At 67.6% G+C, this 18,157-nt stretch carries 18 protein-coding genes and 3 pseudogenes; 12 read left to right on the top strand and 9 right to left on the bottom strand.

The annotated features are described in order from the left end of the window. Positions 1-94 precede the first annotated feature (94 nt). Positions 95-277: pseudogene (locus tag ACWC21_RS40995) on the top strand (serine/threonine protein kinase); the annotation flags it as partial. Between the two features lie 95 nt (positions 278-372). On the opposite strand, the gene ACWC21_RS40990 reads toward ACWC21_RS40995, so the two are convergent. After that, on the bottom strand, positions 373-975 hold the full coding sequence (locus tag ACWC21_RS40990) for a hypothetical protein (RefSeq protein WP_450889891.1): 603 nt from the start codon (positions 973-975) through the stop codon (positions 373-375). A gap of 709 nt (positions 976-1,684) precedes the next feature. On the opposite strand from ACWC21_RS40990, the gene ACWC21_RS40985 reads away from it, so the two are divergent. Both ACWC21_RS40985 and ACWC21_RS40980 read left to right on the top strand, forming a co-directional pair. Then, complete coding sequence (locus ACWC21_RS40985; protein WP_450889889.1) at positions 1,685-2,251, top strand: Uma2 family endonuclease; 567 nt, start codon at positions 1,685-1,687, stop codon at positions 2,249-2,251. Positions 2,252-2,519: 268 nt separating this feature from the next. Beyond that, positions 2,520-3,209, top strand: a complete 690-nt coding sequence (locus ACWC21_RS40980) for a fasciclin domain-containing protein (RefSeq protein ID WP_450889892.1) — start codon at positions 2,520-2,522, stop codon at positions 3,207-3,209. Position 3,210: 1 nt separating this feature from the next. On the opposite strand, the gene ACWC21_RS40975 is transcribed toward ACWC21_RS40980, so the two are convergent. After that, positions 3,211-4,539, bottom strand: a complete 1,329-nt coding sequence (locus tag ACWC21_RS40975) for a cation:proton antiporter (protein ID WP_450889888.1) — start codon at positions 4,537-4,539, stop codon at positions 3,211-3,213. A 487-nt stretch (positions 4,540-5,026) separates the two neighbouring features. Between ACWC21_RS40975 and ACWC21_RS40970 the strand changes: the two genes are divergently transcribed. After that, positions 5,027-5,350 (top strand): hypothetical protein, encoded by a 324-nt coding sequence (locus ACWC21_RS40970; RefSeq protein ID WP_450889886.1) that lies wholly within the window; start codon positions 5,027-5,029, stop codon positions 5,348-5,350. 37 nt (positions 5,351-5,387) lie between these two features. On the opposite strand, the gene ACWC21_RS40965 is transcribed toward ACWC21_RS40970, so the two are convergent. Further along, positions 5,388-7,739 carry an arylsulfatase gene (locus tag ACWC21_RS40965; RefSeq protein ID WP_450889884.1) on the bottom strand — a complete coding sequence of 784 codons (2,352 nt, stop codon included), beginning with the start codon at positions 7,737-7,739 and terminating at the stop codon, positions 5,388-5,390. Positions 7,740-8,230: 491 nt separating this feature from the next. On the opposite strand from ACWC21_RS40965, the gene ACWC21_RS40960 reads away from it, so the two are divergent. The 4 genes from ACWC21_RS40960 to ACWC21_RS40945 all read left to right on the top strand — a co-directional run bounded on the left by ACWC21_RS40960 (position 8,231) and on the right by ACWC21_RS40945 (position 10,245). After that, complete coding sequence (locus ACWC21_RS40960) at positions 8,231-8,578, top strand: YidH family protein (protein ID WP_450889882.1); 348 nt, start codon at positions 8,231-8,233, stop codon at positions 8,576-8,578. Between the two features lie 310 nt (positions 8,579-8,888). After that, the gene (locus ACWC21_RS40955; protein ID WP_450889880.1) at positions 8,889-9,233 is read left to right on the top strand and encodes a hypothetical protein; all 345 of its coding nucleotides are present in this window, start codon (positions 8,889-8,891) and stop codon (positions 9,231-9,233) included. Between the two features lie 82 nt (positions 9,234-9,315). Further along, on the top strand, positions 9,316-9,696 hold the full coding sequence (locus ACWC21_RS40950; RefSeq protein WP_450889878.1) for a DUF1330 domain-containing protein: 381 nt from the start codon (positions 9,316-9,318) through the stop codon (positions 9,694-9,696). A 297-nt stretch (positions 9,697-9,993) separates the two neighbouring features. Beyond that, positions 9,994-10,245, top strand: coding sequence for a hypothetical protein (locus ACWC21_RS40945; RefSeq protein ID WP_450889877.1), 252 nt, complete (start codon positions 9,994-9,996; stop codon positions 10,243-10,245). 57 nt (positions 10,246-10,302) lie between these two features. Here the strand turns inward: ACWC21_RS40945 and ACWC21_RS40940 are convergent, their stop codons facing one another. Continuing rightward, positions 10,303-10,749 (bottom strand): hypothetical protein, encoded by a 447-nt coding sequence (locus ACWC21_RS40940; RefSeq protein WP_450889875.1) that lies wholly within the window; start codon positions 10,747-10,749, stop codon positions 10,303-10,305. A gap of 536 nt (positions 10,750-11,285) precedes the next feature. On the opposite strand from ACWC21_RS40940, the gene ACWC21_RS40935 reads away from it, so the two are divergent. From ACWC21_RS40935 to ACWC21_RS40925, 3 genes are all read left to right on the top strand, one after another. After that, positions 11,286-12,260, top strand: coding sequence for an STAS domain-containing protein (locus ACWC21_RS40935; RefSeq protein WP_450889873.1), 975 nt, complete (start codon positions 11,286-11,288; stop codon positions 12,258-12,260). Between the two features lie 219 nt (positions 12,261-12,479). Further along, entirely contained in the window at positions 12,480-12,932 is a 453-nt protein-coding gene (locus tag ACWC21_RS40930) for a DUF5994 family protein (RefSeq protein WP_450889872.1), read from the top strand. 129 nt (positions 12,933-13,061) lie between these two features. Continuing rightward, positions 13,062-14,255, top strand: a complete 1,194-nt coding sequence (locus ACWC21_RS40925; RefSeq protein ID WP_450889870.1) for a PP2C family protein-serine/threonine phosphatase — start codon at positions 13,062-13,064, stop codon at positions 14,253-14,255. Between the two features lie 478 nt (positions 14,256-14,733). Here the strand turns inward: ACWC21_RS40925 and ACWC21_RS40920 are convergent, their stop codons facing one another. The 3 genes and pseudogenes from ACWC21_RS40920 to ACWC21_RS40910 all read right to left on the bottom strand — a co-directional run bounded on the left by ACWC21_RS40920 (position 14,734) and on the right by ACWC21_RS40910 (position 15,829). After that, on the bottom strand, positions 14,734-14,895 hold the full coding sequence (locus ACWC21_RS40920; RefSeq protein ID WP_450889868.1) for a hypothetical protein: 162 nt from the start codon (positions 14,893-14,895) through the stop codon (positions 14,734-14,736). Positions 14,896-14,969: 74 nt separating this feature from the next. Further along, positions 14,970-15,215 (bottom strand): annotated as a pseudogene (locus ACWC21_RS40915) (helix-turn-helix domain-containing protein); the annotation flags it as partial. Between the two features lie 131 nt (positions 15,216-15,346). Next, positions 15,347-15,829: an SRPBCC family protein gene (locus ACWC21_RS40910; RefSeq protein WP_450889867.1), complete on the bottom strand. Its 483-nt coding sequence runs from the start codon at positions 15,827-15,829 to the stop codon at positions 15,347-15,349. 99 nt (positions 15,830-15,928) lie between these two features. Between ACWC21_RS40910 and ACWC21_RS40905 the strand changes: the two genes are divergently transcribed. After that, positions 15,929-16,690 (top strand): TetR family transcriptional regulator, encoded by a 762-nt coding sequence (locus tag ACWC21_RS40905; protein ID WP_450889865.1) that lies wholly within the window; start codon positions 15,929-15,931, stop codon positions 16,688-16,690. Here the strand turns inward: ACWC21_RS40905 and ACWC21_RS40900 are convergent. Further along, positions 16,691-17,490, bottom strand: a pseudogene (locus ACWC21_RS40900) (IS256 family transposase); the annotation flags it as partial. Positions 17,491-17,716: 226 nt separating this feature from the next. Beyond that, on the bottom strand, positions 17,717-18,157 hold a 441-nt coding region (locus ACWC21_RS40895; RefSeq protein WP_450889863.1), incomplete at its 5' end, for a DNA-directed RNA polymerase subunit alpha C-terminal domain-containing protein.

Raw genomic sequence — 18,157 nt, 5'->3', positions numbered from 1 at the left:
CCCTCCACCCGGTGGAAGTGCTGGACCCACATCTGCCGCAAGGTCTCCACCTCCGCAAGGGCGCCCAGACCGGCCGGTGCGTCTGCGGCGAAGACAGCTAAGGCACAACATCGGGATGCTGCTGCTCGCCCAGGGCCGGTCCGCCGAAGCCCGGCAGGTCCTCGAACCGCTCCACCAGGACATGTGCATGGTGTACGGCCCCGACGACGAAATGACCGTCGAGATCGCCGAGGCACTCGCGGTGATCCGCCTCAGCCTCGACGGATCGGCTTCCTGACCCGGGTCCTTCAGAAGCGGCGTCGTCCGAAACCGATGAAGAGGGGCGCGACAGCGGCTGTGTCCCAGCCCGCCCCGCGCGGGGCACGGTTGTTGCTACGAAGTGAGGGCTGTCCACGGTTCGCCCGACGGCCGGTAGACGCAGTCGGCAGTGATGCGGAACACCGGCGCCGAATCGTAGTCCATCTTGCCTTTGGCCTCGACGTTCAGTTCGGAACCGCGGAGCGCGATGATGAAGATGCCGCCAGAGACTCGGATCCAGTACATGGGTGGGTCGAGCTCGGTGAGAACCCCGAGCTCGGGCAGGCGTAGATAGTGCGGGGCGCTCTTGTCGTGCTCGGTGATCAGGGCGTGAAGGTTACGCTGCAGGCTGGCGAGGACGTCGCTGGGCACGTGGTGTTTTACCTCAGGCTCCAAGACGCGCGCGAGGTGGTGGTGCCCGCGTCTGGCTGCAATGTCGACGGCCCGCTCTCCAGTGCCGTTCCGCAAGGTGCGCCACGCTCCGTACTCGAGGAGGCCTTGCACGATGTCGGTGGGCACTCCATGCCACGCGGCCTGGTGGAGCGGAGCGTACCGTTTCTTTCCATCCAGGCGGACAGCGTTGACCCAGCTGCGCTTGTCCCTGGCGCTCAAGATGGTGAAGACGCGTCGCCAGTTGCCGTTGCGGGTGGCGTTGGCCAACTCATCCCGCTGTGCCACTTCGTCCGAGTGAAGAATGGCCCGGGTTACACGCCCGTCCCATTGGGCGATGTCTTCGAGACATGCGAACGAGCATACGGCCAGTGATCACCCTTGCAGGGGCTGTTGAGCAACGCGAGGTGCCGCGGTGTTACTGGGAAGCTGGCACGCCGGAGGCCAGCGCGGGTCCCTGATGGAGGCAGGCCCTTTGTCGCCCCCAAAAGGTCTGCGGTGCTCACCGCTTCGACGACCGCAGCCGACCTCGGCCGACTCCCCCGCCCTCGTTCCCACGGCCTCGCGGGGACCCTCATGGGAACGTCATGGGAACGGAAGGCCGAGTAGACACAGGGAAGGACCGGAAGAAGCCGGAAGACTCTGCCGCGCTGACCAGCAAGAACGATGAAGCCAGGGAAAGGCCAGGACGGACAGGGTGATCAATAGACCCTCTCCTAAAGCGGGTGTCGCAGGTTTGAATCCTGCCGGGGGCATCATGCCTGACCAGGCACGATGCGCCAGAAAGGCCCCTCGGAAGTGATCTCCGAGGGGCCTTTTGGCCTTGCATGGGAACGAATGGGAACGGGCCGTCAGGCAACGTCCTGCGCGGGCCCGCTGTTCGGATGCCGACCGACGGAAAGGGGGCGTGAGCGAGATCAGCGTGCCGGACGGGTGGCGGACAGTACGCTGAATCCAGCGGGATCGGGCCCGCAGCACAGTGTCCGGGAGGTGCTTCATGACGGCCGAGATGGTGGCTCCGGCGTGGATGCATGAGCAGATCACGGCGGACGAGTACGAGTCCTGGTCCGAGGAGCAGTGCGCCGGTATCGAGATCGTGGACGGGATGGTCGTCGTGAGTCCGAGCGCGTCCAAGCGGCACAACCGACTGGCCCGGATTCTGGCGAACGCCCTGGATGCCGCCGCGGGCCCGGAGTGGAACGCCGACACGGACTTCGACGTCCGGCTTCAGGACGTCCCGCTCACCAATCGCCGCCCGGACGTCGTTGTGTACCGCGCGGATACGATCGACATCACCCCCACCCGCCCTGAGCACGTGCTGCTGGTCGCGGAGGTGGTGTCGCCAGGCTCGGAGACCACCGACCGGATCGTGAAGGTCGACCAGTATGCCAAGGCAGGCATCGGCTTCTACTGGCGGATCGAGCAGGCCGCGACAGGCGTCGCTCTCGTGTACACCTACGTTCTCGACCCCGCGACGAAGACCTACCGGGACGGAGACGTGTTCACCGGCGTCCTCAAGGTAATGGCCCCGTTCCCGGTTGAGATCGACCTCGGGCAGGTCTGACCAGGCGCTGCCCAGCAGTCGGCAGCGCGTGAGCGATGCGTGAGCGGACGGTCCGACACAGGGCGGCATGAGCCGGATCAAGTGGCTCGCCGTGCCGTTCCGACCATGGGAAACAGCACCCCGCGGCAGCGCCACTGCAGCGCCTGGCGGCGTCAATTTCGGCGAGCCCGGATAGCCCGAGGTCCAGCGGGGCGGGACGTTCACCGCGTCCGGGCTTCGACATGCGGTCACCGGCACCTGCTGGCTACGTTCGCTGAGTGGCCGGGTGATGACGGCCCAAGGTCATGGCGTAGCAGCCGCCCCACCCCACCCCGCGGAAACGAAGACTTCCGCAATCCAAACCTCTGCAGTGTCCACGCCTCCACGGGAGGAAGGTTGCGATGAGGTTCACCCGCATGCGTACAGCAAAGGCCACCGCGGCAGCTCTGGTCACCATCCCGTTCGTGCTCGGAGGTCCGGCGTCGCAGAGCCACGCACAGGATGCGTCTCCCAGCCCGTCGGGGACATTCGTCCCGGCTGTTCGGCGCTCTCCCAGAAGGCCAGCACGGTCAAGGACAAGGTTGTAGAGGCTGCGGCCGCATATCCACAGCTCAGTCAGCTGGTCTCAGTCGCGGTCAGAGCAAAGCTGAACGACGCCCTCGACGGGAAACCCGACGTCACCGTCTTCGCTCCCAACGACCAGGCCTTCAAGAGTGTCACCGTGTCGCAGCTCGCCTCGCTCCTCACCAATCAGGGGCAGCTGAAGAAGGTGCTGACCTACCACGTCGTGGACCAGCAGATCACCCCGGACGAACTCTCCGACGGCTCCTTCACGACGGTGGAAGGCAGCAAACTGACCACGTCGGGCTCGGGCACCGACTTCAAGGTCAACGGCAAGGCGAACATCGTCTGCGGCAACATCAAGGCGGCGAACGCCACCATCTACGTCATTGACACAGTTCTCCAGCCCCCGTCCTGACTCATGGCTCTCGTTCTCGACGCGGGGCGCCACGTGCGGACTCGGGAACGGGAGTGCCCTCGCGCAGCTTCCGGCCCGTGGCCGTGGCCTTCTCGTGCCAGCTGCCGTACCGGTCGGCGAGGGCGACGGCGGAGACACCGTGCAGCAACACGCTCAAGCCGACAGTGACCGCCACCACTCTCGCCAGCAACTCGACTCCCTGGACGTGCTCCTCCTCAAGGAGCAGCAGCCCGAGCACGACGGATGCCAGACCGCGGGGGCCGAACCACCCGATGTAGGCCACCGTGGGAAGTCGCAGCCCGCTGCCGGCGAGCGCGACAGCCACTGGCAGGATCCGGACGACCGTGAGACTGAGAACCGCATAGCCGACGATGCCCCAGCTCAGGTTCTCGAGCGTCGGGCCGAGCAGTACAGCTCCGAAGACCAGCAGACTGAGTGAGGCCAGGAGCTCCCCGAGGTGCTCGGTGAAAGCGGCGGTAGGGTCAGGGGCGTCCTGCAAAGGGTCGGGGCTCTCCTGCGGCTCGGCGGCCGGGAACCGGCGCAGTACGAAACCGAAGGCGAAGCCGCCGATCCAGGCGGCGATGAAGCCACTGCCGTCCACCACGACCGCCAGTGCGTACGCGGCCGTGGCGACGGCCGGGACGAAGAGCTGCGCCCACTCACCCGAGACCCACCCCCGTGCCTGCGCCGACCGCAACAGCCGGCCCCCGACCGCGCCGACGAGAAAGCCCAGGACCGAGCTGAGCACCAGCGCGCGCCAGAAGATGCCCCGTTCTCCCTCTTGCGCGGCGGACGTGCCCGGTACGGCGGCCAGAAAGAGCACGAAGAACGGCAGCACCATGCCGTCGTTCAGTCCGCTCTCCACGTTGAGGCCGTGCCGGACGAGTACGGGGACCCGTGGACTGGACATGGCGGTCTTGCCGAGGGCCGCGTCCGTGGGAGCAAGGACGGCGCCGACCAGGGCGAGTTCCCAGAGGGTCAGCCCGGGCAGCAGGGGCCATGCCAGCAGCCAGCCTGCCCCGATGCTCATGGGCAGACCGACGCACAGGAGCCGGCCCGGCAGGAAGCCGTCGGTTCGCAAGTCCCGTCTGCGGACGGTCATGGCGTCCGTGAACAGCACCAGGGTGAGAGCCGCTTCGAGCAGTGCGACGACCGGCTCGGCGCCGTGCTTCAGGTCAACGATGTCGAGCGCCACCGGACCGAGGAGGATTCCACAGCCGGTGAACACCATCGCCGACGACACTGGTGACGATGCCAGCCGCCGCGAGCGCAGGGCGTATGCGGCCGTGACGCCCGCCACCGCCACGCCGGCCCATGCTTCGCCGCTCATCGCCGGCGCCTTCCGTCAGCATCACTTCGCTCAGCAGCGCAGAAGGCAGGTCCCCGGCGCTCCGGGCCTGATACTCCGCCCGACACCATCCTCCTCCGGTTGCCCGGCCGACGCAGCCGGAGAACCATCCGGCGAGGAGCAACTGCCCACACTCGGTCACCGACTCCAGCTTCTGAAGGCTTGCGGTAGCGCGTCCGCACGCTCAACGAAGACCTGCTGATGGGCGCACACGGCGACGCACACCTTGTCCTCGACGAGTACGAGTACGAGTACGAGAACCACTACCAGCGCCACACCTGATTCCCGTATCGGCCGCAACGACGTATCGAGCCTGACAACTGCGCGCGGGGTGCCTTCAAAGGTAGCTGGACATATATGAACGTCGTATCATCTGTCCGGCATCCTGGCCTTCGGGCCGCGCACTCGGGGGACGGATGGCCGACGGTCGCTCCTGGCCGTCTGGAAATTCTGCGAAGGGCATCCTCAGATGGTGCGACTCGTCGCCCCGGACGACCCGCGGGTCGGCGCCGTGACTGCGGCGCTGGCCCCGTATGCGTGGCAGGGCTTCACGCCCGAGGCGGTCAGCCGCCGTGTTCTTGGCGCGGTCGAGCCCCATTTGATCGAGGGGATGGCACGGGTTGCCCGTCAGGATGAGCGGATCGCCGTGCTGAACCGGTTCCTGGCTGGTCACCAGTGGCGGTCACTGACCGTCGCCGGACTGAGCCGGCACCTGGTGTCCGTGCTGGATGCCTGGCGGCAGGAGAGCCAGTGGCTGGAGATTCAGTTGCACTGGGGCCCGGAGGGCTCCTGAGCCGCGACGGCCGCTGAAGCCCTCGCGTGGGGTCGGTCTACTGGCGGGCCAGGTGCATGCGCAGCTCGCTGTCGGCGTCGGTGATCAGTTCGCCGGACAGGTCGACGGTCACGGTGTGCAGCGTTCCGGTGAACCGGAAGGGCGGCTTGTAGTCGGATGTCACCGGTGAGCCCGGATTGGCGCCACACGTCATGCCACCTGGGTTGAACATGATCGGTGTGGTGACAGGGAGCTCAGTCTCACCGACCAGGCGACGGTCGATGTAGAGCTGGGCGCGGCCCGGGACACCCTTGCCTGCGGGGATGTCGGGCTTTCCGGTCGGTTCGAATTCGAAGCGCAGCTCGTGCCGCCCGTCGGGGACCTCCTCGGTGGAGGTGACGCTGTACATCGCGCGTCGGAGGTAGTTGTGGGCGTAGTGCAGCTTGCGGTCCTTCAGGTAGAAGGTGAACCCGCCGACGTTGGTTCCCTGGCAGAGGAAGACGCCCTCGGCGCCGCCTGCGGGGATCTCTGCGTCGGCGGTGATGGCGAAGGGCCGGTTGAGGACGCGGGGTGCGACCGCGGCGGGCAGCGTCTCGGTGCCGGGCCGGAAGGTGTAGCTGGTCCGTTCGGCGAAGATCTGCGGCCGTTCCGTCATCAGTCGCTGCACGCCGCTGGCGTCGATGGGCATGACTCCGTATTTTCCGGCCTCCACGTACCAGAGGGACACCATTTCGATGCGCTTGGCCGCGTTCTCGGCCGCCACGTCGTTGGTCTCGGCGAAGTCCTGGTCGATGTGGTACAGCTCCCAGCCCTCGTGGTCCAGCTTGGCGAGGGTCTCCGAGGTGATGGGGGTGCCGAAGGGCTTGCCCGCCTCGGTGAAGGAGGGGCCCGGCCAGGGGCAGACCGCCCGCCAGCCGTCGTGATCGATGGCGCGGTGGCCCATCATCTCGAAGTACTGCGTGTGGTGGAGCGTCGGTGCGGACGCGTTGTCGAAGGTGTGGGCGAAGCTGACGCCGTGCAGGGGTGACTGGGGGACGCCCTTGATGGTGGCCGGGGGCTCGATGCCGAGCACGTCGAGCACAGTGGGGACCATGTCGATGATGTGGGCGTACTGGGTGCGCACCTCACCGCGGGCCTTGATGCCCTGGGGCCAGTGGACGAGGAAGGGGTCGCTGGCACCGCCCCGGTAGGTCTCGCGCTTCCACCTGCGGAAGGGGGTGTTGCCGGCCCAGGTCCAGCCCCAGGGGTAGTGGTTGAAGGTGTTCGGTCCGCCGATCTCGTCGATGGCCCGGAGGCTGTCCTCGATAGGTTCGGGGGCGTTGTTGAAGAACTGCGACTCGTTCGTCGTCCCGGTGACGCCGCCCTCGGCGCTGGCGCCGTTGTCGGAGACCAGCATGATCAGGGTGTTGTCGAACTCACCGGTCTCCTTGAGGAAGTCCAGCAGCCGTCCGATGTGGTGGTCGGTGTGACTCAGGAACCCGGCGTAGACCTCCATCATCCGCGCGGCGAGACGGCGGGCGTCGGACGACAGCGAGCCCCACTCCGGCACGTCCGGGTCATGGCGGGACAGCCGGGCATCGGACGGCGCGACCCCCAGTCGCTTCTGCCGGTCGAAGGTGGCCTCGCGGTAGGCGTCCCAGCCGTCGTCGAACTGGCCCCGGTAGCGGTCCGCCCACTCCTTGGGCACATGGTGCGGCGCGTGCGTGGCTCCGGTGCAGAAGTACAGGAAGAACGGCTTGTCCGGGGCGACCTGCTTGGCGTCGGCGATGAAGGAGATCGCCCTGTCCGCCAGATCCGGTGTCAGGTGGTACCCCTGCTCCGGCGTGGCGGGGGGCTCAATCTGGTGGTTGTCGTAGACCAGATCCGGGTACCACTGGCTGGCGTCACCGCCGAGGAAACCGTAGAACCGGTCGAAGCCCCGGCCCAGCGGCCACCGGTCGTACGGACCGGCGGCCGATTCGAACTCCGAAGGAACCAGGTGCCACTTGCCGATCGCATAGCTGTTGTATCCCTGCCCCACGAGCGTCTCGGAGATGAACCCGTTCTCGAACGGGATACGGCCGTTGTAGCCGGGATATCCGGTGGAGAACTCGGTGACCAGGGCCATGGCGTTGGCGTGATGGTTCCGCCCGGTGATGATGCAAGAACGCGACGGAGAGCACAGAGCTGTCGTGTGCATGTTGTTGTACAGCAGCCCGTTCGCGGCCAGGGAGTCGATGTTCGGTGTGGCGATCGGGCCGCCGTAACAGCCGAGTTGGCCGTATCCGGTGTCGTCGAGCGTGATGAACACGACGTTCGGTGTTCCCGGAACTGCCCTGACCGGCTGCGGCCACGCGGGAGTCGACTCGTCGGCCGTGCGGCCGATCACGCCGGGGAAGGAGGTCCCCGGCTTGTACTCTTTCGCCGTCATCTGCCTGATCCTCCGTCCATGCCGGTCGCGGACATACGGCCATACGGCGCCTGCCTCCGGCACGCTCGTATCCTCTGGACAGCGCGAGTTTCGGTGACCACCCCCAGAGGGGCATGAATTCCGGCGCCACGGGCTGAAGGCGGAACACAGCGAGTACCGCCTCTTCACGACCGGCGTCGACTACCGAAGGGCAAGTGCCCTACACACCGATTGAGTTGACTTCAACGATTCGAGTCGCGCAGAAACGACCGAGCACCATGCCGTCCCTTGACGAGGCCCTTCCGCCCGGCTGGCGCCTTACCACTCCTTCCCAATGCTAGCCAGTGAGCAGCACACCGGCCATCGGAGAACCAGCCGGTATCCCCAGGTCGGAGACCACCTTCTGCGCAGTCTCCCCGTCACCCGTCCAGGCGAGAGGACGCGCCCGCAGGGCGTGGACCCGGCAGGCTGAGAACGGTCGACAGACAGGCGGACGCGCTGAGGGAGGCTGAATGGACCGGGACATTCCGCGTGACGCCACACCGAACACCGGCAGCCGCGCTCGGGACCACCTCGCCAATGAGCGGACGTACCTGGCGTGGCTGCGTACGGGCATCGCCGTGGCCGGCCTGGGTGTGGCCATCGCCAAGTTCGCCCCGCACAGGGGCGCTCACGCCGTGGCCTCAGGCGCAATCCTCGTCTTCAGCGGCCTGCTGGTCACCCTCTACGGCGCCACGCGCTACCGGTCCGTCGGCCGACAGCTGGACTGCGGAGTGTTCGCCCCGACGCAGTCGGGCGCGGTCATGGCGACCGCCGCCGTCACTGGTCTGGCCATGGTCGCCGCACTGGTCCTGCTCTGACACTCCTGACGCCGTTCGCTGCACACGGCAGCGGTTCCGTCACTCTCTCGCCTCGGACGGTAAGCCGAACATGGCCGATGACCCACCATGCGATTCCAGCGCGAAGCCGAAGCGCAGCCTGCCCGACCTGGACCCGACACTGCGCGCTGTGGCGGCCGCGTCAACGGGTGGAGGCCTCGCCGTCTGGTGGCCCGCTTTCACCCTGGGCGCATACAACGCCGTCTTCTTCGATGCCGTACTCGGTCTCTGAGCCGTAGCCACCGCAGTACTTCTCTCAGGGGTGATTCTGCACAGGCGGGGTGCGGTCCCCATGGGAGGCTGGCTCGCTCTGGCGCTGCCCTCGGTCTGGGTCCTACTGGCCATCCTGACCCCGACGACCCACGGTCCCCCCTACCTCCACTACTTCGAGGTAGTCCTCACCGTGGTGGGTGCTCCGATGCCGGCCTGGCTGTTGTCGAAGATCCTGGTCCCCGACTACGCAGAACTCCCTCTCTTTCACCGGTTGGGAGCAGCCCGTGTCACCATCGCCGTCGGCGTCCTGGCCTTCCTGCTCGGCAAGTTCAATTACCTGTTCCTCACCTGCGCCGACTTCGACTTGAGCGGCAACAACACGCCTCCGCATTGCGCCCACGGAGCGCCGTTCCACCGCCGGTGAAACCACTGAGCGGCAGACAGTGACGAATTGCTCACTCCCTGCATGGGTGATCTAGTGAAGTGCAAGTGAGAGGAGCCCGGCGATGAACCTTGATCCAAGCGTTGAGGGTATCGAGCGGTTCGTGGCGGAGGACCCTGAAGCGCCCGTGGTGATGCTCAATCTGCTCCGGTTCAGCGAGGGCGGTGCCGAGACGTACGCCGACTATCTGCGGCACGCCCAGCCTTTCGCCGAAGCCGCTGGTGTGAAGATCCTCTACTACGGCCTGGGGAGCACGCCGCTCGTGGGCGACTCCGCACAAGGATGGGATGCGGTGGCGATCGTCTCCTACCCCAGCCGCAGGGCCTTCGCCGACATGGTGGGCCAGCCGGGATACCCCGTCGAACTGCGCGAAGACGCATTGGTCGAGACCGTGCTCCAGCCGACCACCGATGCATCGTCAATGTATCGGACCGCACAGCAGTGACGTGGAGACAAGCAGTGGTGGTTCAGGTAGGGCTTTTCCTCGTGCGGCGGGCAGCCCTGCCAGATTGCTGCCATCAACGCCGCAGATAGCCTGTGCCCACCGGCCATCTACGGCCCGCACAGACAGTACGGGGCCCCCGACCCCAAGTGGCAGGGGCGGGGGGCCTTGTCGCCCCCAAGGGGTCTGCGGTGCTCACCGCTTCGGCGACCCCAGCTGGGGCCTCAGCCGACTCCCCCGCCCCGTTTCCCAGGGGCCTCTGGAGGCCCTCATGGGAACGTCATGGGAACGGAAGGCCGAGTGGACACAGGGAAGGACCGGAAGAAGCCGGAAGACTCTGCCGCGCTGACCAGCAAGAACGACGTCCGACGTGCTGCCAGGGAGGCGGGACGACGTCTCGGCTGCAAGGCGACCACTCACCTCGTCGGCGGAAGGCTCTTCGTCCTCGACGAGCGCGAGGTACCCGAGGAGATCGAGCGGCTGGCTGAGAATGCGGCCGCTGCTGCGATCGACCGGGCCTGGGAGGAAGGCCGTCGGCCGCGACTGACCTGACCCGAGAACGACGCAAGGGGCACCCCACCGCATCAGCACGGCTGGGTGCCCCTTCGCTTACGGCGCTCCGGCACAGGTTAGGCACACATCACGCGGCAGCAGGTCCGCGAGCCACTCGGCGATGTCCTCGAAGTGGATGCGGTCCAGTGGGGTGGTGCCCCACTTGGGGATCACGTGGACGTCGAGAACACCGCGACAGCGGCCCCGGGTCGAACGCTTGAGATGGATCTGGGCGGCCAGCCAGGACTCCGCCACCTCTGCGAACTTCACCCGGGCGGCGGCCGGATCACGGTAGGAGCCGTCGTTGAGACGGGACGCCATCCTCGTCCGCTCCGCCTCGGCGTCGACCTTGCGGGCGAAGGTCTTCATCTTCGGCTTGCCCTCGGGGTCGTACCAGCGGACTCGGTAACGACCGGGTGGCGTACGGCCCGCCCGCTTGACACCAGCTGCGGCACGCGCGTACGCCGCGTGCCCTATGCGGTCCTCGATCCAGACCCGCGCCAACCAGAGACCACATCCTCCTGGCGTGGGATGTTTCGCTCGGAGGGGTTCGGAGACCCGGTGAGCGGAGGTCGCGTCGCGTGCGGGTTCGGAAGTGAGCTGGCATTCAATTCGTCCACCCGCACTGCCGTCCGGCTTCGATCGCGGGCGGCAGCGCTGTGCTTCGCACAGGGGGTCTGCGCGGCGGCCAGGGCTCTGTCCGCAGCCGCCGCGCATCCGGTGGCGCCTGTCGCGACAGGGCGGGGTGGCGCCCATGCCCTTACCCCGTCGGCCCTCGGCTGTGAGGGGCGCGTCCTCGACGCAGCCGCTTCCGGTTGCGGCCGACGTACGGTTGAAGTACCCAGGGCATCCCGCACTCCGGCCCCCACGCCGGGTCGCCCTCGGCGAGAGACGAGTGAATCCGGGCCGCCCCCGTGGTCGGCACGGAGACGGGTCGGCACCATGTCCGCCGCGGTCGAAGCAACTCAACGCAAGCTCATCACGGCAGGAACCGCGCTGAGCGCCCGCGCAGGTTCGCAGCCCCGCCGAGGAGAGACGTGATGGCCCTTTCCCGGCTGGACATCCATCGGCGGAACCGAGGAGAGCGAACGCTCGTCACGCTTGCCGGCGACATCGGGCCGGCCACGACGCCGCTGCTGCGGGCCGCAGTGGAGCAGTGTCTGCTGGACGGCGTCACCGAGATCGACATCGACCTGACCACGGTCGGCTCCTGCGACGCCAGGGGCTTGGACATCCTCCTGTCGGCAGCACGGCGCGCCGGCCGGGTCCACGCCCGCCTGCGGCTGCACCATCCGTGCGCGCAGATCGCACGGCTCCTGGATGTCACCGGATCGACTTCGCTGCTCCTTACGGACCCGGCGAGTCCCGTGCCGCCCGCAGCGTCCGGCGACCTCATGAGTACGGCGACGCGGGCGCCCGAGGACCCCGTTCGCCGGCCGGACCAGCCGGTCCTCAGGGACGGGATCCGCCTTCGCCGGCTGACCCGCCGGCAGGCAGAGGACATGCGCGAGGACATCGCCGACCTGGCTGCGGAGTCCGTCGCGGGCACCGGCGGCGAGGCGTACCACGATCGCGGAGACTTCCTGCACCGCTTGGCGGTCACCACCCAGCGCCCCGGCTTCGCCCTGCTGGTCGCCGAGACGACGGTGCTGGTCGGTTGCGCCTTCGGTTTTCCGGCGGGCTCTGACGGCTCCGACGGCCGGCAGGGCGGCGGAACGCTCCAGGAAATCATCCAGCGGCTCACTTCACGGGCACGGTTCGTCGTCCTCACCCAGGTCGTGGCCCATCCGCACGCACAGCACCGCGACATCGCCCGCCGGCTGCAACAGCGTCTGCTCACAGACCTGCACTGCTCCCTCGGGGTCATCCTGCTGCATCCTGCCGACCAGGCAGGACAAGCCGCCTTCTCGTCCTGGGGCTGGCAGAACATGGGTGAGGTCGTGGGGCTGCACGGCGCCGTCGCCCCCTGCGTGCTGACCTTCTCCGCCGAAGGACAGCCCTTGGCACGCCGGTGATGCGGCAATGCGATGGCTGCGCGCCACACCGCCTGCCACAGCCGGGAGTAATGTGAGACATACCGAGAACTTCCGGGCGCACAATGACAGCGGCGCCGTTCCCGGCGAGTGACACGACACGGGCAGCCGGAAACCGCACGCCCGGAACGGGATCGCACGATGAACGCCGTCACAAAGCCCGCCGAGGCTACGGCACCAGGTGACGAACACTCCTACCGCATGCCCTTGCCCCGGCTACGCCTCACGCCGGACGTCAGTCATGGCCCGCTGGACGGCGCATGGTGGCCGCGCTGCGACGCACTGGAACTGGAGCTGCCCGTACTGGTCGGCTCCTTGGATCCGGGCATCGGCACCATCACCCGCGTGACCGTGGGGACGGCCGCTTGGCCCGATGCCCCGCAGGAGGTGATGGCACCCGGCCACGTGATCGAGGTGGTGCTGACCGATTCCGCCGCCGAGGCGCATGTCATCACCGTGGGCTGCGGCACCGTGGGGCGCTGGGAACTGCTGGTGATCCCCCCGGACGAGTCGGCCCGAGTGGCCACCCGGCTGCTGACCGCTGCTGCCGACCCCGCGAACCGACTGTCGGCTGCGCGCCTGCTGGCACTCGCCGAGAGCCGCCTCGACGGACAGGACGCATGGGAGTCGGAAGGAGGAGCCGGACCCAGGTGAGCAGCCCGGCCGGCTTCGCTCGACCGGCGGGCCGGGCATTCACGACCGCATGATGGAGCCATGGCACCGACAGATCCGTTGTCATCCCGGCCCGCCCCCTCCCGAAGCGTGACCGCGGAAGGTGAGGGGATGGCGGCAGGACGGCGCCCGGACCGATCCGAAAGCTTCGGGGAAGCGCTCCTCGGAAAGATCCTGGACAGCGCGCACGAACTCCCGCCCCATCTCATCGGGCCCCTGGTCGCCGACGTGATAGAGCGGCTCGGTGGCCGCCGTCCGCAGGTGCTGTTGCAGGACTACGGCCAGTTGGTGCTCGTACCGCTGCCCGGTGAGGGACTCACCCGCGGGGAACCCCAGCTGATCGACGACTCCGAGGCGGGCCGCTGCTTTCTCGACGCCGTCCCTGTCGAGGTGCCCCAGGAGGACGGCGTCCGGGTCCATCTGCCCCTGCTGGACGGCGGTGACCAGGTGGGGGTCATGGCGGTGACGCTGGACAGCGTCGATGACGACGACCGCCGCCTGCTGCTCAGGATCTCCGGCCTGGTGGCCGACCTTCTGGTGACCAAGCACGGCTATTCCGACCTGTTCTTCGACGTCCGACGCGATGAGGGGATGAGCGTCGCCGCGGAGATCCAGTGGTCCCTGCTGCCACCGCTGGCCATGATCATGCCCCGGGTCGCCGTCGCCGGGATCCTGGAACCCGCCTACGACGTGGGCGGCGACAGCTTCGACTACGCGCTGAACGGCGACGTCCTCCACGTGGTCATGATCGACGCGATGGGGCACGGACTGGACGCGGCCACGATGGCCACCGTGGCCATCGGCGCCTACCGCCACGCCCGCCGCGCCGGCATCGGACTGTCGGAGATCTACGCGTTCATGGACCGCGCCGTGGCCGAGCAGTTCGGTCCCGAGCAGTTCGTCACCGCGCAGATGCTGCAGCTGGACACAACGACGGGACGGGTGCAATGGGTCAACGCCGGACACCCGCCGCCGATCCTCGTCCGCGACCACCGCGTCGCACAGCGTCTGGTCGCCCCGACGACCCTTCCCGTCGGCCTGGGCGGTTCGGAGCCTCGGGTGAGCGAACTGGGGCTGGTGCCCAGGGATCGAGTCCTCTGCTTCACCGACGGAGTGGTCGAGGAACACAAGAGCGGCGGGGAGGAGTTCGGGGAGGACCAGCTGATCGACTGTGTGAACCACCTGGAGAGGACCGGCCGCGGCATCCGGGCGGTGACGCGCTCCCTGTCCCACACGCTCAAACAGGCGCGGGGCGGACAGACCAGCGACGACGCGACGCTGCTCATGGTGGAGTGGCGCGGCTGACCTTTCGTCCGCGCCGTCCGTCACCGTTTCACGGCGGCAGGTACCGCACATCCGTGCGCCACTGCGCAGACGCCGGCGAACAGGTGGAGTACCCGAGCTGGTCATGATGACCACCCGTCTGCAGGGCCGGTGCGACGACGGGACTCCGCCCCGCAGCTCCCACGCTTACCCCGGCGCCACACTCACCGACGTCTGCAAGATCGCCCGCCCTCTCGCCCCGCCCCCGACGGAACGGATCCAGCACACATGAGGTCGGGAAGCCCCGTGAACACTGGAGAAATACGGAGTGGTGTTTTCCCAGGCCAGACGCACTCCGACCGACGTTTCCGCAGCTCACAGCCCCGCTCGAGGAAAACTCCTGAAGCGGGTGTCGCAGGTTCGAATCCTGCCGGGGGCACAGACAGAAGGGCCGACTCAGGAGGGGTTTCCTACCAGGCTGGCCCTCAGCCGTTTCAGGCACCGCACCACACGCGTGCCACTACGAGCCTGCGGGGTACGTCTCGGAGGAGCCCGAGGCCGCTGCCCCACCGCCACGGGTCATGGCGCCGAGCCGGTCGGCGATGGCCCGGTCACGATCACTGGTCATGTGCTCAGAGATCAGCGCGGCCCGCGAGCTGCTGTGACCCATGCGACTCGTCATCGCTGCCATCCTCCGCCCCGCCGGGCGTGCGAAAGAGAAAGTCGGCAGATCCGTTGGTTGAGACTGACCGCCGTCCGGGCGCTGTTCACTGACCTCTCCTCCCGGGCCGGTGTGCGACGCAGGCTGGAGTGAGGGTGGCGGGAGCGGTCCGCCATCCCGTCAGGGCCACTCTCGCGGTATCGGTCCGCCCACCGTTCCGCTGTGGTGGGCGAGACTTGGAAGCGTTCAGCGGCGCGACGGAGTGGCCATTGATCGTCGACCACGCACTGGGCCAGGCGCAGGCGGCCAGTCTCGGTCAGGGGTGCCTTGCGGTGGACCATGCGGGTCTTTCCGGTTCTGAGGATGACGATGTCCGGGGCACGGGAGGTGTCCCGAGGCCCCGGCCATCGAGCGGGCGCCGACGAACGGCGAGGTGGGGAAAGGTCGATGTTCAGCGGGTTGTCGCGCCTGCTCAGGGCCGCTTGGGGCCCAGGAGGCTTTCCGGGCACAGGTTGCCTTGGTCGTCGAGGCCGTTCAGCACCGCAGGCAGACCCTTGGTGAGCATCTTGGTGCGGACGGCGCCAAGGATCTTGGCCATGAAGTAGCCTCCGGCCCCGGTGAAGCCGGTGTGGTCGTAGGTGAAGCGAGTTCCGCTGCCGTGCGGTGTGAGTCGGTAGGCGACCTCGGTCACCTCGCCACCGCTTTCGTCCTGCCACGAGTAGCGCAGCAGCGAAGGCTCGCGTACCTCCAGCACCTCGCACAGTACGACGCCGCTCCAGCCCGGCTTGGGCTTCGCGATGAACTTGAACCTGGTGCCGACCGTGGTGGCGAAGCCCTCTGGCCGAGCGCCGGCGCCGGTGGCCGTCCACAGCGGAATCAGCTCCGGATCGGTGACCGCGCTCCAGACCTTCTCCGGCGGATGTGGGTAGTTGCGGACGATGTGGATGGCGCTCATGGAGAGCTCCTCTCGCATGCAGCAGGGCCGGCGTGTATTTTCTGCGACTGTAAACTTACAGTAACAGAAGATATTCAGGGACTGGATTATGCTTCGGTGATGACGATGCGCACCGTGGATTGGACGGCCCTGCGCCCGCACGACGAGGTACCCGCCGTCGAGGGGCTGCGGGAGCGTAAGAAACGGCTTCTTCGACGGCAGCTGTCCGACACAGCCACCGAGATGTTCATGGAGCGGGGCTTCGACGCGGTACGGGTCGCCGAGATCGCAGAAGCCTGCGGGGTGTCGGAGAAAACGGTGTTCAACTACTTCCCGACCAAGGAATCCCTCGTCCTCGATCTGGGCGAGGTCACAATGGCCTCGTTGAGGGCCGTCCTGGCCGATCCAGACCTGTCGCCGGTCGACGCGGCGTTGAAGATCCTCTCCAGCGAGCTGGCCAACATCACGTCATGGCTGAGCGCTCAGAGCGACCCGACCGAGGCCAAGGCCATGCTTTTGCGCTTCGGCATGCTGATGGGATCCACTCCGTCCCTGCGGGCCTATCAGCGCGACACCGCCGACAAGCAAGTCGCCGTAGCCGCCGAAGTCTTGGCCCAGCGAACCGGGATGGACTCGGACGACCCCGAATCGCAGATCGCCGCAACCGCCCTGCTCGCTCTGTGGTCCATCCAGTTCCGGGCGCTGCGCAAGCACCTGAACCGCACCCAGACCTTCGAAGAACTGCACGACGCCGTGAGCGCCGACGTCCAACGCGCGGCCCGACTCATCGACATCGGACTCAACTCGCTGGAGACCCGGCCGGAGGAGTCAGAGATTCAGACGTCCGGCCCCGGGGCGGTCATGTCCCCCGGGGTGGTGTAGTCACGGCAGCTGTTTCGGTTCCGGTTGTGGGGTGATCTCGGGTTCGGGTTCGGCCGGCTTGGTGGTGAAGAGCTCGGCCATGGAGGCTTCGGAGAAGTAGCGGCGGTCGAAGACCTGCCACTCGTCGTGGAGTTCGGCCAGTACCGCGGCGGCGAGCCGGTCCAGGGCGGCGGGGTTGGGAAAGACCTGGACGACGTCGGCCCGCCGTTTGATCTCCCGGTTCAGCCGCTCCAGCGGATTGGTCGACCAGATCTTCTTCCAGTGCGCCGGCGGGAAGTCGGCGAACGCGGTGATGTCCGTTGCCGCATCCAGCAACATCGTCTCGACCTGCGGGAACTGCCGTCCGAGCATGTCGGCGACCACGTTCGGCTGGGTGCGCACCTGCTCACCGGTGGTCTGCGCGAAGATGGTGCGGATGGTCGCGGCGACCATCTCACCAGAGCCCCTCTCGATCACCGAGAACACGTCCCGGACGAAGTGAACCCGGCACCTTCGCCAGGCCGCGCCGAGGAAAACGGTGCGGATCGCGGCCACCAGACCGCTGTGGCTGTCGGAGATCGCCGGCTGGACGTTCTCCAGGCCGCGGGCCCGCAGCGAGCGCAGGAACTTCGTCCAGAACGGCTTCGACTCGCTGTCGCCGACCATCAGCCCGAGGATCTCGCGGTGACCGGTGGCGGAGATCCCGGTAGCGATGACCACGGCCTGGGAGACGATCCGGTGATTCACCCTCGCCTTGCAGTAGGTGCGTCCAGGAAGACGTAGGGGAAGACGGTGTGCTCCAGCGGCCGCTCCTTCATCGAGTACGAGCGCCTCCTTCAGGTCCGGCTCGCCTGCCCGGACACATCCTGGCCTGCGCCCTCGCCCGCGCCTTCGCCGACCTGGTCCGACACCAGCGCGGATACCACCTGCGCTGGAGTCAATCCGGCAGGCCGAACAGGACGCACCATCGGGGAGCCGGGTGCGGTCGGCCGGTGTTCATCGCCGACCGCTCTGCCATCCCGGCTCCCCCGCAACCCGGCGCAGCCTTCAGTACTGTTCGGTCTCCACGAACCCGGCGTCCGCGTTGTCATCCGCGTCGAAGGCGGCGGCGGTCGGGTCGAATCCGGGCGGGCTGTCCTTGAGGCCCAGACCCAGGCCGGCCAGCTTCGCCTTGACCTCGTCGATCGACTTCGCACCGAAGTTGCGGATGTCGAGCAGGTCGGCCTCGGAGCGCGCCAGGAGCTCACCCACGGAATGGACGCCTTCACGCTTCAGGCAGTTGTACGAACGGACCGTGAGCTCCAGCTCCTCGATCGGCAGCGCCAGATCAGCGGCGAGGGCGGCGTCCGTGGGGGACGGACCCATGTCGATGCCCTCGGCGTCGATGTTGAGTTCGCGGGCGAGACCGAACAGCTCGACCAGGGTCTTGCCGGCGGAGGCCATGGCGTCACGCGGACGCATGGCCTGCTTGGTCTCGACGTCGACGAT

Source organism: Streptomyces sp. NPDC001348, from assembly GCF_053597535.1.
Note: the sequence above shows the minus strand (reverse complement) of the source record. Positions and strands in the feature narration are given on the sequence as shown.

Excerpts from the sequence above, each read along its gene's own strand:
- ACWC21_RS40985 (WP_450889889.1), top strand. The coding sequence starts at position 1,685 with ATGACGGCCGAGATGGTGGCTCCGGCGTGGATGCATGAGCAGATCACG.
- ACWC21_RS40980 (WP_450889892.1), top strand. The coding sequence starts at position 2,520 with ATGACGGCCCAAGGTCATGGCGTAGCAGCCGCCCCACCCCACCCCGCG.
- ACWC21_RS40975 (WP_450889888.1), bottom strand. The coding sequence starts at position 4,539 with ATGAGCGGCGAAGCATGGGCCGGCGTGGCGGTGGCGGGCGTCACGGCC.
- ACWC21_RS40970 (WP_450889886.1), top strand. The coding sequence starts at position 5,027 with ATGGTGCGACTCGTCGCCCCGGACGACCCGCGGGTCGGCGCCGTGACT.
- ACWC21_RS40965 (WP_450889884.1), bottom strand. The coding sequence starts at position 7,739 with ATGACGGCGAAAGAGTACAAGCCGGGGACCTCCTTCCCCGGCGTGATC.
- ACWC21_RS40960 (WP_450889882.1), top strand. The coding sequence starts at position 8,231 with ATGGACCGGGACATTCCGCGTGACGCCACACCGAACACCGGCAGCCGC.
- ACWC21_RS40955 (WP_450889880.1), top strand. The coding sequence starts at position 8,889 with ATGGGAGGCTGGCTCGCTCTGGCGCTGCCCTCGGTCTGGGTCCTACTG.
- ACWC21_RS40950 (WP_450889878.1), top strand. The coding sequence starts at position 9,316 with ATGAACCTTGATCCAAGCGTTGAGGGTATCGAGCGGTTCGTGGCGGAG.
- ACWC21_RS40935 (WP_450889873.1), top strand. The coding sequence starts at position 11,286 with ATGGCCCTTTCCCGGCTGGACATCCATCGGCGGAACCGAGGAGAGCGA.
- ACWC21_RS40930 (WP_450889872.1), top strand. The coding sequence starts at position 12,480 with ATGCCCTTGCCCCGGCTACGCCTCACGCCGGACGTCAGTCATGGCCCG.
- ACWC21_RS40925 (WP_450889870.1), top strand. The coding sequence starts at position 13,062 with ATGGCGGCAGGACGGCGCCCGGACCGATCCGAAAGCTTCGGGGAAGCG.
- ACWC21_RS40920 (WP_450889868.1), bottom strand. The coding sequence starts at position 14,895 with ATGACGAGTCGCATGGGTCACAGCAGCTCGCGGGCCGCGCTGATCTCT.
- ACWC21_RS40910 (WP_450889867.1), bottom strand. The coding sequence starts at position 15,829 with ATGAGCGCCATCCACATCGTCCGCAACTACCCACATCCGCCGGAGAAG.
- ACWC21_RS40905 (WP_450889865.1), top strand. The coding sequence starts at position 15,929 with ATGACGATGCGCACCGTGGATTGGACGGCCCTGCGCCCGCACGACGAG.